Genomic DNA, 12910 nt, shown 5'->3' with positions numbered 1-12910 from the left:
AAGGCGATAAACGGGTTATCAACTTGTTAAGGTGTGGATAACATTATATTTTTATGAATACATGATAAACATCAGTTTCATGGATATCTTCACCAGCTACCTTTGCATCAATAATTTACTATTATGCCTTCCGTAGAAATACTATCCAGGATACAGTTTGCTTTTACTATTGCCTTTCACTACATCTATCCTCCGCTAAGCATCGGACTGGGACTATGTTTGGTGATTATGGAAGGATTGTACCTCAAAACAGGTCTTTCGCTTTATAAAGATATTACCCGGTTCTGGATCAAGGTCTTTGCCCTGATATTTGGTATCGGGGTAGCCACGGGTATTGTGATGGAGTTTGAATTTGGTACTAACTGGGCTACTTATTCACATTACGTAGGTGATATTTTTGGCAGCGCGCTCGCAGCAGAAGGTATCTTTGCCTTTGCCATGGAATCCGCCTTCCTGGGGGTTTTGCTCTTTGGCTGGAATCGCGTTAACAAGGGGGTGCATTTCTTTTCTACCTGTATGGTAGCATTGGGTTCCATCTTCTCTGCCCTATGGATCGTAATTGCCAACTCCTGGCAACAAACACCTGCCGGCTATAAAATTGAAGGCCACGATATGCAGGCCCGGGCAGTAGTCACAGATTTTTGGGAGATGATTTTCAACCCCTCCTCTGTAGATCGCTTTTCTCATGTAATTATTGGCTCCTTTCTCGCCGGCTCATTCCTGGTAATGAGTGTGGCTGCCTGGTATATATTAAAACAACGTTTTGTAAAACATTCGCAGGCCATGTTTAAAGTAGGCCTGGGAGTGGCTGTGATAGCGGCTTTGATGCAACTCTTCACCGGCCACCGCTCTGCACATTACGTAAGCAAATATCAGCCGGCCAAACTCGCTGCAATGGAAGGCCACTATGATAGCTCATCTGTAGCGCCTATGTATATAATGGGTTGGGTAGATAATAAAAATCAGAAAACGACTGGTATAAAAATTCCCGGTGGTCTCTCTTTCCTTGTCCATGGCAGCTTTAGCGCACCTGTAGAAGGCCTGCGGGCTACTCCTGAAAAAGACAGGCCCGGCGCAGTGAACTTCGTATTCCAGATGTATCATATCATGATCACCATAGGCATGACACTGATAGGACTTACACTGCTGGCGGTTATCCTGCTGTGGCGGAAAAAGTTATTCAACCAGCGGTGGCTCATGATCATCTTTGCGTGGGCAGTATTACTCCCGCAAATAGCCAACCAGGTGGGCTGGTACGCCGCCGAAGTAGGCCGGCAGCCCTGGGTGGTATACAAGCTGCTCCGCACCTCAGATGCATTGTCCAGGAAAGTAACCTCAGACCAGGTGATGTTTTCACTGATATTGTTTACACTGGTATATATGTTGCTCTTTACGCTGTTTATATATCTGCTGACCCGTAAAATTCACCATGGACCGGATATTTCAGAGAATGCGGAAAGTGATTTTGACGGCTATTACCACGATAACATTACTCATCACCCTTCTAAAATATAGGCGCATGGAAACAATACTCGGACTGGACCTTCCCACCTGGTGGTTTTTAGTGATCGGCGGCCTGATCACTGGTTACGGCGTTCTCGACGGCTTTGACCTTGGCGCAGGATCATTACATCTTTTCTTTAATAAAGAAGAAAGTCGCCGCCTTGTACTCAACGCTATTGGCCCGGTATGGGATGGTAATGAAGTGTGGCTGGTAATAGCCGGCGGCGCACTGTTTGCCGGTTTCCCACTGGTATATGGCGTGGTGCTGTCTACCTTCTACGTACCATTTATGCTTTTCCTGGTAGCACTTATTTTCCGTGCTATCTCCATAGAATTCCGCAGTAAAGAGCCCTGGCTCTGGTGGCGCAAAATGTGGGATATCAGCTATACGGTGTCCAGCACGGCTATTACGCTGTTATTGGGGCTTGTACTGGGGAACCTCATTCATGGATTGCCTATGAATAAAGAACATGAATTTACCGGCAATCTGCTGACGTTCTTTAATCCTTACGCTATACTGATCGCCTTTACCACCCTGTCGTTGTTCATGTTGCACGGCGCTATTTACCTGGTAATGAAAACAGAGAACAGGCTGTATACCAAGCTCACCGTCATAGTCAACAACTGTAGTAAATTTTTTATCCTTTGTTTTATACTAACGTCTATGGCTACACTCATTTATGTGCCCCATATGACGCATCAGTTTAAAAATCATCCGGAGCTGTTTGTACTTCCGCTGGGAGCCGTACTTATATTACTCAATATCAAGAGGAATATAGATGCCCGTAAATATTTTACGGCCTTCCTCTTTTCCTGCATCATCACAGCCTGTTTATTGATCCTGTTTGCAGTTGGATTATATCCTAATATCGTGATATCCACCACCGATCCGGCTTACAGCATCAGTATCTATGCTGCCGCCTCTTCTGTAAAATCTTTGAAAATAATGTTGCTGATTGCTGCCATTGGAACGCCTATGGTAATAGGCTATATGATATTCCTGTTCTGGACTTTCCGGGGCAAGGTGAAGTTGAATGAGATGAGTTATTAGAGAGATGCCGGCCTTCGGCCGGAAATTATCTTTCACAGGATTAGACTGATTATAATGATTTTTCTGATTTTATCTTTCTTTATAAAATATTAAAACCTGATTTTAGTAAGACTATTAAAATGAGATTAGTGTATCTATAAGAAAAAGATAAAATCAGAAAAATCATTATAATCAGTCTAATCCTGTGAAAGACAAAGGCCGAAGGCCTTAAAAAAACAGGCCCCCGCAAGAAATTGCAGGGGCTTACCATTTAACCTATATTCTGTACTGTAGCATTGATTTGTTGATCTCCCGAAAGTCACTATTATCTCATTCTCAACCACTTAATTTTATCAGGAGATTTTCCTCTGTATTAAAGACAGTTTATTTAGCGCAAAGTTTAAAGAAGATAAAAAAAATCTGAAAAATAGTTTTCTGCTACCGAAATTAGTGGCAGAATTAGTAGTTGTTATGAACCGCATCGACCGGCTTACCGCCATCCTCATCCAGTTGCAAGGCAAAAAAATAGTAAAAGCCGCAGAGATTGCTGACCGGTTTAACATGAGCTTAAGAACGGTGTACAGAGATGTAAAAGCCCTGCAGGAGGCTGGTGTACCCATTGGAGCAGAAGCCGGCACCGGCTATTATATTGTGGATGGCTACCATCTACCACCCGTGATGTTCTCCAAAGAAGAGGCAGCAGCGCTGCTTACAGGCGAAAAGCTCATGGAGCAATTCAGCGATCATAGCAACAAAAAGCAGTTTAGCCTGGCTATGCAAAAGATCCGTTCTGTATTAAGGGGTACAGAAAAAGACTACCTCGAATCACTCGATGAAAACATAGCAGTACTCCGCTACCGCCCTAAACAGGTGGAAGAGGATAACTTTCCTAATCGCTTTTTAACAGATATCCAGCAGGCACTGGGCATGAACCAGGTCCTTAATATGGAGTACTTTTCCTTTCAGGATGAAGCAGCTACCCACCGGGATGTAGAACCCGTCGGCATCTTTCATATGAATCAAAGCTGGCACCTCATTGCCTACTGCCGTTTGCGCCAGGGTTACCGCGACTTCCGGATAGACCGTATCCGTAAATTAAATGTAACTGCCATCAGCTATAAAAAAGATAAACACATGTCGCTGCAGGAATACCTGCAACAGCAACAGAAAAATCATAGTGGTGAAGCCACCTACCTCATTAAAATAGCTGTAGATAACGATACCATGAGATACATCCGTGAACAGAAATACTATTACGGCCTCATGGAAGAAATAGTAAAAGGAGATAAAACCGAACTCACCTTTCTGCAACCCTCACTGGGATATTTTGCCAGGTGGCTGATTATGTTTGGTAATAAGATAAATGTTATCCATCCGGAAGAGCTGAAAACCGAGTTAAAAAGCCTGATCATGGAGCTTCACAACCATTATTTATAAATTTTCAGGTACTGCTGACATAGGGTTGTCACTGCCCGGTTGTTGTTTTGTATTGTTATCTAAAACAATACAATATGAAAACGCTCCGCAATTGCTATGTATTTCTCTTTAACGAATATTCCGACTGGGAACCGGCACTCACCATGTACGGTTTGGGTTGTTTTACTGATATAAATGTAGTTACCTTTTCACTGAACGGTCAACCCGTTACTTCAGGTGGCAAGGTGCCTGTACAGCCACAGGCAAGCCTGGCCCAGGCCATGACAGCAGATATCGACCTCCTCATTTTACCAGGTGGGGCACCCATGGAACAGGGTGGTAATACAGAAGTGCTTCCGCTGGTTAAACAGTTACTGGCACAAAACAAAACAGTGGCAGCTATTTGTGGGGCTACTGCCTTGTTGGCTCAACATGGTTTCCTGGATCAAATCTCTCATACCAGCAACCACCCTGAAGTACTGAAAATGCTGGCGCCGGCATATAAGGGAGCAGCCTTTTATAAATCAGCACCGGCAGTAGCAGCAGATAATATTATCACCGCCAGCGGCACGGCTATGGTAGATTTTGCACAAGCCATCTATACCCATTTCAATTTGCTGGAAAATGAAAAGCTCAATTTCTGGTTCCAGTTTTTCCCGGCTGCGGGCGCCGGAACGGAGATGCAAACCGTATTACCGTTACACTTCTTTTACCGTCGCTACCAGACCAATTTTGCGGGTATGCTGCCATTGGTGCGTACTGCCATCAAAGAAATATATCAGCAGGCTATTGGTCTGGATCTTGAAATATGTGGCGGCGCACAATGGCATTACATCAATTTTGACGGGAATCCCGAAACGGTATTCACACTGGACATTGGCCTGCCTGTAACGGCTGTGAAAGCAGTGCCCGCACCTTATCATTGCGAAACACTGCCGGGCTTCAAATGCGTCAGCATGCAGCATAATGGTTCATGGGATCAACTGGCAGATACTTATACAAAACTGATTACCGGTATACAGATGCTTGGTATCCAGATGAATGGCCACACCCGCGAGCAATATCTCCGGTATGATTTTGAACAGCCATCACAAAATATCACCAACGTGCAAATAGGTGTTGCATAACCTTTGTCATATGAAAACCTACATCTACCTGGGATGGATATTATTAATAACATTCGTTTTTGATCAGCAATTAACACTAACGGAAATGACTAAACTGGATCTGACTAAAGTATTTAAAAACTACTACAGCGCTGCTATAACACCAGAGCTGGTCACAATTGAAAAGGGTTTATTTATCACTGTTTCGGGCAAGGGCGATCCTTCCGGCCCCGAATTCAGCGAGGCCACAGAGGCGCTGTTTACGGTAGCCTATAGCATTAAATTTGGCTGCAAGCAGCAGGACAGGGATTTTACAGTAAGTAAACTGGAAGGCTTCTGGTGGGTAGATGATGCAACTGCAGATCCTTTGAAGGTACCGAGGGATCAATGGCACTATGAGCTGGCCATCAGAATGCCGGACTATGTAACCTGGCAACAATTTTCGGCGGCAGTGATCACTGCGGAGAAAAAGAAAAAATCGGCGTTAATAAAGCAGGTAGATTTTAAGCAGATAGAAGAAGGAAAATGTGTACAAATCATGCATATTGGCCCCTACAGCGAAGAACCAGCGTCCCTGAAAAAGCTGGATGACTATATGCATCTACAGGGAATGACATCCAATGGGCGTCATCATGAAATTTATTTATCTGACTTCAGAAAAACAGTGCCGGAGAAATTGAAGACAATATTGCGGCATCCGGTTAGCTTTTAGCAGTTAGTCTTTAGCAGTTAACCTGCATTGATTTCCTAAAAGCTAATACCTAAAGGCTAATAGCTAATCTCCAAGTCCTAACTGTATAATAGCTTGTTGGGCTGCAATCTGGCTGGCGTCTTTTTTATTGAAGGCTTTCCCGCTGCAGATGAGTTCTCCATCTACTACGGCACCTACGGTAAAAATGCGTCGGCCATTGTCCATTTGTTCTTCGAGTAATTCAAATTCCAGGACTTTGCCGTTTTTGTTAGCCCAGCCATACAATTTGTTCTTGTGATTCATTTCCACGGTTTCCAGCAGTTCCATGTCTATGTAAGGCATGATAATGCGTTTATGCACAAAGTGTTGGGTCCTGTTGTAACCTTTATCCAGGTAAACGGCGCCTACAAGGGCTTCCAGGGTATTACCGAAGATCTGGCTTATTTTGAGAAAGCTGTTGTATTTATCGTAGATAGTGAGCTTGCGCAGCCCCATCTTGATAGCAATATCATTTAGTTGCTGTCGGTTTACGATCTTAGAGCGCATCTCTGTTAAATATCCTTCTGTTTTGTAGGGATATTTTTTAAAGAGATAATCACCTACGATGGCGCCAAGGATGGCATCACCAAGGTATTCCAGCCGTTCGTTGCTTTCCAGGAATTTTTCTTTACTGGAACGATGGCTCAGGGCCACTTCATAGAGTGCAAAGTTACTGGGCGGAAAACCCAACAGGTTATGCAGCTCTTTATATAAGTGCCTTTTTTTGGAAATCAGTCGATATAAAAAACCTGGCAGTAAATTCACACAATCAAGATCAAGGAACAAATTTTTTGAAAATAACGGAGGCATTATGTCCACCAAACCCGAAGGTATTGGTTAATGCGGCTCTTACTTCTCTGTGTTGTGCGGTGTTAAATGTAAAGTTCAGTTTCGGGTCCAGCTGAGGATCGTCGTGAAAATGGTTAATCGTAGGAGGAACTATGCCATCGATGATAGACATAATTACGGCTATTGATTCAACTGCACCAGCTGCTCCCAGTAAGTGACCTGTCATGGATTTTGTGGAGCTGATGTTCATTTTATAAGCATGCTCCTCAAAAACCCGTTGAATGGCTTTTACTTCAGCAATATCTCCCAATGGGGTGGAAGTACCGTGAACGTTGATGTAATCAATTTCGCTGGCCTGCATTTCGGCATCTGCCAGGGCCTGCCGCATTACATTCATTGCACCCAGTCCTTCCGGATGTGGAGCGGTGATGTGATGGGCATCTGCTGTAGCGCCGCCGCCGGCTAGCTCTGCGTAAATTTTTGCGCCTCTTTCCAGGGCATGGTCTAATGATTCCAATACCAGCGCACCGGCTCCTTCACCCATTACAAAACCGTCGCGGTCAAGGTCAAAAGGCCTGGAGGCTGTTTTAGGATCATCATTCCGCTCCGAGAGCGCCTTCATGGCGTTAAATCCGCCAACACAAGGTTCATTGATCACATTTTCTGATCCGCCGGTAATAACCATATCGGTTTTTCCGTAGCGGATACTGTACATCGCCTCTATAATCGCATTGGTTGCGGATGCGCAGGCTGATACAACAGAAAAATTAGGCCCCCGGAAACCGTGGCGGATAGAAATGTATCCGGCAGCAATATCTAGGATAAGCCTGGTGATCAGAAAAGGACTGAATCTGGGCGTACCATCGCCCGTGTGGAATTCTTTCAGCTCCTGGCTGAAATTGATCATACCACCAACACCGGTGCCCCATATTACGCCAACACGATCAGCATTGATCTTGTCTTTGTTAATATTGGCGTCCAGTATCGCCTGATCTGCGGCAATTACCGCTGTTTGTGTAAAGGGGTCCATCTTGCGGGCCTCCTTTTTGTCCAGGTAGTTAGTAGGATCGAAATTTTTCAGTTCGCAAGCAAAACGGGTTTTGAACTTGGAAGCATCAAATTGCTTGATATAATCCGCGCCGGATACACCGTTCGTCAATCCGTGCCAAAAATCGGCTACGGAATTGCCGAGCGGTGTAAGAGCGCCTAAACCTGTAACGACAACTCGTCTTGGTTGCATTAAAACAATTCTGATTAGTAGGATTATTTTACATGTTCTTCCAGGTAAGCAACTGCCTGGCCAACAGTAGTAATAGTTTCAGCTTGTTCGTCAGGAATGGAGATGTTGAATTCTTTTTCGAATTCCATAATCAGTTCTACCGTATCCAAAGAGTCAGCGCCTAAGTCATTGGTGAAGCTGGCTTCAGGAGTTACCTCGGCTTCGTCAACGCCCAATTTGTCAATGATGATCTTTTTAACTCTTGATGCAATGTCTGACATAATTTTAAGTGTTTTTGGTTTAAAACTTGACTGCAAAAATATAATTTTTATTGAATTGCCAACAGATAGCACGAATTTTAAAGGTGCTTCAACAGGGGCAATCTCGCCAAACCCAATACAGTAAACATATTCATTGCTTTGTTAATAAAAGAATTTATATAATTTTGATATTGCCGGCTTTACAGATTTGCATATTTTAGCACAAAAGTCGCCTTTTTCGGGACAAATCCGTCAATCTGAAAATATCCGGCTAACTAAATCTTAAAATATCTCCATTCAACCTCCTTTTTCACCACTTATCGAAAGCCTTAACGCTAATTAACAGTTGCCGGGTGCTTTCACCCCTCCCATTTATTAAATTTGCCCGGCTTGTGAGATAGTATCATGCTCCCCTCCGGAGGCATTCAGGTCCTGTTCCGGCTATTGACCAATCATAAAACGCTAGAAAACACATATATAAAAGATATGGCCAACACCAAAAAGACCGTTCGCTCAATAATATTATTGGCCGCAGCTGGTATCGTCATCTTCCTTGTTTATAAAAAGATCGCCGGTGGTAAATCCACCGAAGGAGCCGCTAACGGCGCTCCGGGTGCTAAAGGAAGCGCAGCCAAACAGATGCTGATAGACGCCTGGATCGTAAAAACAGCCAAACTGGACCAGTCCATTGAAGCCAGTGGTACCCTCCAAAGCAATGAAGAAGTAGAAGTTAAACCGGAAATCAACGGCCGTATCATCCACCTTTATTTTAAAGAAGGCACCTCCGTGAAAAAAGGAGATCTCCTCGTAAAAATCTACGATGAAGACCTCAGAGCACAGCTCCAGAAACTCAAATTACAGCAGCAACTGGCCAAAACCACACTGGAACGGCAGGAAAATCTGCTTAAAATAAATGGTATCAGTCAGCAAGACGTAGACGTGACCCGTAACCAGGTAAGCGCCTATGGAGCAGATATGGACTTTACCCAAACCCAGCTGCAAAAAACAGAACTACGCGCCCCATTCAGTGGTAAACTGGGTTTACGTAATGTGAGCGAAGGCGCTATCGTGTCTTCCGCCACCGTTATCACCACCCTCCAACAGATAGATCCGTTGAAAATGGATTTTGCAGTGGCTGAGAAATATCGCAATGCCATCAAAAACGGCGACCAGGTAAATTTTTATGTGGCCGGTGATACAAAGGAATACAAAGGCAGCATTTACGCCATTGACCCTAAAATTGACCTGACTACCCGTACCGTAAGGCTCCGTGCCATTGTTCCCAACAATAACGGCGTACTGTTCCCGGGATCTTTTGCCAAAGTAAAAATTTTATTAAAAGACCTTCCGGATGCCATCATGATACCTTCACAGGCAGTCATTCCAGGCACCCGCGATAAAAAAGTAATTATCGCCGATCACGGTGCAGCCAAATTTGTAGTGGTAGAAACAGGGCTCCGCACTGAAAGCAGCGTGCAAATTACCAATGGCCTGCAGGCTGGTGATACAGTTATCACTACCGGCATACTGCAGTTAAAACCAGGAATGCCGCTGATGTATAATAAGATCCAATAGCAATAATTATGAATTGGGAATTACGATTATCCCCGAAGATCTTCCGGTTGATCCGTAATTCACAATTCGTAATTCTAAAATATTTAACATGAGTTTACCTTCACTATCTCTCAAACGTCCGGTATTGGCCATTGTGATGAATATCATCATCGTGATATTCGGACTTGTGGGCTTTACTTTCCTGGGGGTAAGAGACTTCCCGGCAATTGACCCGCCTATTGTAAATGTGCGCACCTCCTATGCAGGTGCTAACTCAGATATCATTGAAACACAGATCACCGAACCATTGGAAAAACAGATCAATGGTATTGCAGGTATCAAAAATATATCTTCCAGCAGCAGTCAGGGTAGCAGCAACATCACCGTAGAGTTTGAACTGGGTCAGGATCTGGAAGGTGCTACCAACGATGTTCGTGATAAAGTTTCCCAGGCACTGCGCAGCTTACCACCCGATATTGATGCGCCACCCGTGGTATCCAAGCAGGACGCCAACTCAGATGCCATCATCTCCATGACGGTACAGAGCAACACCCGCAACCAGCTGGAAGTAACGGAATACGGCACCAACGTATTGCTGGAAAAACTTCAAACCATTCCCGGCGTTAGCGCCATCCAGATATGGGGCGAAAAACGTTACGCCATGCGTATCTGGATGGATCCGGCAAAATTATCTTCTTACAGTCTTACCCCCGGAGACGTACAGTCCGCACTCGCACGTGAAAACGTAGAACTGCCTTCCGGCAAAATAGCCGGTAACGCTACAGATTTCACGGTACGTACTTTCGGTCGCCTCGTTTCTGAAGATGATTTCAATAACCTGATCATCAAAAATGTAAACGGCAGCGAGATACGTATCCGCGATATTGGTCAGGCAGTACTGGGCCCGGAGAATGAAGAAACAATGCTGAAAGAATCCGGCATTCCTATGATTGCACTGGCACTGATTCCTCAGCCAGGCTCCAACTATGTAGCTATTGCAAATGAATTCTATAAAAGGTATAACCAGCTCAAAAAGGATATTCCGGATGATTACTCCGTAAATATTGCCATGGATAACACCAAATTCATCAAACAATCTATTGATGAGGTGGAAGAAACACTGATTGTGGCATTGGTACTGGTAATCCTGATTGTATACCTCTTCTTCCGCGACTGGCTCATGGCTTTCCGTCCGCTGATAGATATTCCGGTATCATTGATCGGCGCTTTCTTTATTATGTATGCCTGTGGTTTCACTATTAACATCCTCACCCTATTGGCCATTGTACTGGCTACCGGTCTGGTGGTAGATGATGGCATTGTGGTAACGGAAAATATTTATAAGAAGATAGAAGCCGGTATCCCCCGGATGCGGGCCGCACGCGAAGGATCAGAAGAAATATTCTTTGCCGTTATCGCCACATCTATAACACTGGCTTTCGTATTCCTGCCGATCATATTCTTACAGGGCTTCGTTGGGCAGCTGTTCCGCGAATTCGGTATTGTGGTAGCAGGTGCGGTACTCATCTCTGCCTTTGTATCACTAACGTTAACGCCTGTACTAAATGTGAAACTGGGACGCAAAACGCATACGCATTCCTGGTTTTACACTAAAACAGAACCTTTCTTCCGCTGGATGGAAGACGGCTATAAAAATTCCCTGCAATCGTTTATGCGTTACCGTTGGGTAGCCGGATTAATCATTACCGGTTGTCTCGTAATGATATATTTCCTCTTTAAAACATTGCAGTCTGAACTGGCGCCACTGGAAGACCGCAGTACTTTCCGCTTGTCTATTACCGCACCGGAAGGAACGGCCTATGATTACATGGATACTTATGTGGACAAGCTCACCCAGTTCATGGCGGATTCTATCCCTGAAAAGAAGATCATCCTCAGTGTTACATCGCCTGGCTTCAGCGGCTCCGGTGCTGTAAATACAGCCTTTGCCAACGTAATGCTCACTGAACCGCATGATCGTAAACGTTCGCAAAAGGATATCGTGAACATGGTGAATCGCAATATGAGCAAGTATCCACAGGGTAAAGTATTTGCGATCGAATCGCAAACTATCCAGGTGGGCCGCAGAAGCGGCTTACCCGTATCCTTTGTACTGGAGCATATCAACTTTGATTCACTCACAACGGTATTACCTAAATTCATGGAAGAAGTAGGTAACAGCACGGTTTTCCAGGGAACAGATGTGGATCTGAAATTCAACAAGCCCGAACTGCGTATACATATTAACCGCGATAAAGCCACGCAGCTGGGTGTATCTGTACAGGATATTTCCCAGGTATTACAGCTGGCATTGAGTAACCTCCGCTACGGTTACTTCATCAGGAACGGTAAACAATACCAGGTAATGGGACAGGTATTCCGTGCGGACCGTGATGACCCGATGGATCTTCAAAACCTTTATGTACGCAACTCCCGCGGCGAAGCCATTCAGCTGGACAACGTAGTAAGCATAGAAGAAGAAACCAGTCCGCCGATCATCTATCACTTTAACCGTTATAAGTCCGCCACTATTTCAGCAGGACTGGCACCAGGTAAAACCATTGGTGATGGTATTAAAGAGATGTACCGCATATACAACAAGCTGCAAAGTGAAAAAGTACTGAACGATTCTTACAGTACGGCCTTATCCGGTTCCTCCCGCGACTATGCCGAAAGTGGCTCTAATACTATGTTTGCGCTGGGGCTTGCGCTGGTACTGATTTACCTCGTACTCGCGGCACAATTTGAAAGCTGGGTAGATCCGCTCACTATCATGCTGACAGTGCCACTGGCCTTTGCCGGTGCGTTGTTATCCTTGTGGATATTTAATCAAACCTGGAATATCTTTTCACAGATTGGTGTAATTATGTTGATTGGTCTGGTTACTAAAAACGGTATCCTGATTGTAGAATTTGCCAACCATCAGCGTGATGCAGGGATGGAAAAATCTGATGCAGTAATCAATGCGTCCTCCATGCGTTTACGTCCTATTCTGATGACGAGTTTAGCGATGGCACTGGGTGCGTTACCTATTGCCCTCTCACTCGGTGCAGCGGCTACCAGTCGTATTCCGCTGGGAATTGTGATTGTGGGTGGTATTATATTTTCCCTGGTACTGACACTGTATGTTATTCCGGCCATGTATACTTTCCTCTCCCGCAGAGGTAAACATACCGCAGAAGATGACGAAGACGAAAGAGCCGAAGGAAAAGAAGAAGAGGTAGCAGCAGGACATGCGTAGCTTATCTTTTCACAGGATGATACTGATTTGAATGATTAGGATGATTTTTTTTATTAAGATTT

General features: G+C 44.6%; 10 protein-coding genes. 7 read left to right on the top strand and 3 right to left on the bottom strand.

The features are described from left to right. Nucleotides 1-123 precede the first annotated feature (123 nt). The 5 genes from CLV51_RS05320 to CLV51_RS05300 all read left to right on the top strand — a co-directional run bounded on the left by CLV51_RS05320 (nucleotide 124) and on the right by CLV51_RS05300 (nucleotide 5767). Nucleotides 124-1515, top strand: coding sequence for a cytochrome ubiquinol oxidase subunit I (locus tag CLV51_RS05320; protein ID WP_106526957.1), 1392 nt, complete (start codon nucleotides 124-126; stop codon nucleotides 1513-1515). A 4-nt stretch (nucleotides 1516-1519) separates the two neighbouring features. Beyond that, complete coding sequence (gene cydB / locus CLV51_RS05315) at nucleotides 1520-2554, top strand: cytochrome d ubiquinol oxidase subunit II (protein WP_106526956.1); 1035 nt, start codon at nucleotides 1520-1522, stop codon at nucleotides 2552-2554. Nucleotides 2555-3004: 450 nt separating this feature from the next. Continuing rightward, entirely contained in the window at nucleotides 3005-3970 is a 966-nt protein-coding gene (locus CLV51_RS05310) for a helix-turn-helix transcriptional regulator (RefSeq protein ID WP_146151224.1), read from the top strand. 74 nt (nucleotides 3971-4044) lie between these two features. Continuing rightward, nucleotides 4045-5076, top strand: coding sequence for a DJ-1/PfpI family protein (locus CLV51_RS05305; RefSeq protein ID WP_106526954.1), 1032 nt, complete (start codon nucleotides 4045-4047; stop codon nucleotides 5074-5076). 10 nt (nucleotides 5077-5086) lie between these two features. Beyond that, entirely contained in the window at nucleotides 5087-5767 is a 681-nt protein-coding gene (locus CLV51_RS05300; protein WP_245898621.1) for a GyrI-like domain-containing protein, read from the top strand. A 63-nt stretch (nucleotides 5768-5830) separates the two neighbouring features. On the opposite strand, the gene rnc is transcribed toward CLV51_RS05300, so the two are convergent. Genes rnc through CLV51_RS05285 form a run of 3 tightly spaced genes read right to left on the bottom strand, consistent with a single transcriptional unit; the run spans nucleotide 5831 to nucleotide 8074 of the window. Beyond that, on the bottom strand, nucleotides 5831-6550 hold the full coding sequence (gene rnc, locus CLV51_RS05295) for a ribonuclease III (RefSeq protein WP_245898620.1): 720 nt from the start codon (nucleotides 6548-6550) through the stop codon (nucleotides 5831-5833). Nucleotides 6551-6560: 10 nt separating this feature from the next. Beyond that, nucleotides 6561-7814 (bottom strand): beta-ketoacyl-ACP synthase II, encoded by a 1254-nt coding sequence (gene fabF, locus CLV51_RS05290; RefSeq protein WP_106526952.1) that lies wholly within the window; start codon nucleotides 7812-7814, stop codon nucleotides 6561-6563. Nucleotides 7815-7837: 23 nt separating this feature from the next. Next, complete coding sequence (locus CLV51_RS05285) at nucleotides 7838-8074, bottom strand: acyl carrier protein (RefSeq protein WP_012788038.1); 237 nt, start codon at nucleotides 8072-8074, stop codon at nucleotides 7838-7840. 465 nt (nucleotides 8075-8539) lie between these two features. Between CLV51_RS05285 and CLV51_RS05280 the strand changes: the two genes are divergently transcribed. Next, on the top strand, nucleotides 8540-9628 hold the full coding sequence (locus CLV51_RS05280; RefSeq protein ID WP_158266935.1) for an efflux RND transporter periplasmic adaptor subunit: 1089 nt from the start codon (nucleotides 8540-8542) through the stop codon (nucleotides 9626-9628). A gap of 88 nt (nucleotides 9629-9716) precedes the next feature. Continuing rightward, nucleotides 9717-12848, top strand: a complete 3132-nt coding sequence (locus CLV51_RS05275) for an efflux RND transporter permease subunit (protein WP_106526950.1) — start codon at nucleotides 9717-9719, stop codon at nucleotides 12846-12848. Nucleotides 12849-12910: the final 62 nt, after the last annotated feature.

The organism is Chitinophaga niastensis (genome assembly GCF_003014755.1).
Lineage (GTDB): Bacteria > Bacteroidota > Bacteroidia > Chitinophagales > Chitinophagaceae > Chitinophaga > Chitinophaga niastensis.
The sequence above is the reverse complement of the archived record's forward strand: the minus strand, read 5'-3'. Positions and strand labels throughout refer to the sequence as shown.

What these genes read in the sequence shown, in the direction of transcription:
- CLV51_RS05285 (WP_012788038.1), bottom strand. Translation starts at nt 8,074, where the DNA reads ATGTCAGACATTGCATCAAGAGTTAAAAAGATCATCATTGACAAATTG.
- CLV51_RS05305 (WP_106526954.1), top strand. Translation starts at nt 4,045, where the DNA reads ATGAAAACGCTCCGCAATTGCTATGTATTTCTCTTTAACGAATATTCC.
- cydB (WP_106526956.1), top strand. Translation starts at nt 1,520, where the DNA reads ATGGAAACAATACTCGGACTGGACCTTCCCACCTGGTGGTTTTTAGTG.
- CLV51_RS05300 (WP_245898621.1), top strand. Translation starts at nt 5,087, where the DNA reads ATGAAAACCTACATCTACCTGGGATGGATATTATTAATAACATTCGTT.
- CLV51_RS05275 (WP_106526950.1), top strand. Translation starts at nt 9,717, where the DNA reads ATGAGTTTACCTTCACTATCTCTCAAACGTCCGGTATTGGCCATTGTG.
- CLV51_RS05280 (WP_158266935.1), top strand. Translation starts at nt 8,540, where the DNA reads ATGGCCAACACCAAAAAGACCGTTCGCTCAATAATATTATTGGCCGCA.
- CLV51_RS05320 (WP_106526957.1), top strand. Translation starts at nt 124, where the DNA reads ATGCCTTCCGTAGAAATACTATCCAGGATACAGTTTGCTTTTACTATT.
- CLV51_RS05310 (WP_146151224.1), top strand. Translation starts at nt 3,005, where the DNA reads ATGAACCGCATCGACCGGCTTACCGCCATCCTCATCCAGTTGCAAGGC.
- fabF (WP_106526952.1), bottom strand. Translation starts at nt 7,814, where the DNA reads ATGCAACCAAGACGAGTTGTCGTTACAGGTTTAGGCGCTCTTACACCG.